2 protein-coding genes are annotated in these 1,057 nt (G+C 47.3%); both read left to right on the forward strand.

Translation table 11 applies throughout. The features are described from left to right. Window positions 1–71: 71 nt before the first annotated feature. On the forward strand, window positions 72–389 hold the full coding sequence (locus M3636_RS28980) for a transposase (RefSeq protein ID WP_128100924.1): 318 nt from the start codon (window positions 72–74) through the stop codon (window positions 387–389). Between the two features lie 11 nt (window positions 390–400). Beyond that, a partial coding sequence (locus M3636_RS28985) for an IS3 family transposase (RefSeq protein ID WP_251384748.1) occupies window positions 401–1,057 on the forward strand: 657 nt, incomplete at its 3' end.

Below are 1,057 nucleotides of genomic sequence, written 5' to 3' on the forward strand. Positions count from 1 at the left end.
TGGAACTAGAATAAAAAGTGGACACCCGTTAACGGACAGAAGGATAATAAGGCTAACGGAGGTGTGTCCACATGGGAGAACAGCGGCAACGATACAATGAAGAATTTAAGAAACAAACGGTAAAATTTATTCAAGAACAGACCAAGACACTCGCAGACTTGGCAGAAGAACTCAACATTCCAAAAAGTACATTACACCAGTGGATGGGCAAGTATCGCGAGCTTAAACATGAGCCCGTAGCTAGCGTAGATCGAGTGAAAGAACTGGAAGCAGAGCTTAAAGAAATGCGCCGGTTGCTTCAAGAGAAAGAGCATACGCTTGCGGACACGCAAGAGGAACTGGCTATTGTAAAAAAAGCAGTGCACATCTTCAGCAAACCAAAGAGCTAAGGTTTCAGTTTCTGGAAAACCATCGCTCCCTGTTTTCTTTGGAGAAGATGTGCACTCTGTTACACGTGTCACGGAGCGGATATTACAAGTGGCGGCTGGATCGAACAAGTAAGCAGCAGCACCGGAGAACGGAGATCATGAAGCGTATTCGGTTTCATTTCTACGACCACCAGAAGCGCTGTGGAAGTCCGAAAATTACGTATGCGCTCCATCTGGAAGGATACAGAATCTCTTCCCGTACCGTCAGTATATACATGCGTCAAATGAATCTTCGTTCCGTGCATAGTCCTCGGTATCGTGTCCAAACGACGGATTCTAAACATCATCATCCCATTGCACCAAATACGCTGAACCAGCAATTTCAAACGTCCAAACCGAACACCGCATGGGTCACCGATATCACCTACATTCCCTGCCGAGGAGGCCGGTTATATCTCGCCAGTGTTCTGGATTTATGTACGCGTGAAATTGTAGGCTGGCGTCTGTACAACCATATGGAAACGAGTCTGGTGCTAGGTGCATTGAATGATGCTTACCGGGCCAAACGCCCCGCTCCAGGACTGCTACATCACTCGGATCGTGGCTCGCAGTACACGTCAAAAGAATACGTGGAGCAACTGAAATCGTATGGTATGGAACTCAGTATGAGCCGCCGAGGAAACTGTTAC

Origin of the sequence: Paenibacillus sp. MER 99-2 (assembly GCF_023714095.1) — a bacterium.
Taxonomy (GTDB): Bacteria; Bacillota; Bacilli; order Paenibacillales; family Paenibacillaceae; genus Paenibacillus.

What these genes read in the sequence shown, in the direction of transcription:
- M3636_RS28980 (WP_128100924.1), top strand. Translation starts at nt 72, where the DNA reads ATGGGAGAACAGCGGCAACGATACAATGAAGAATTTAAGAAACAAACG.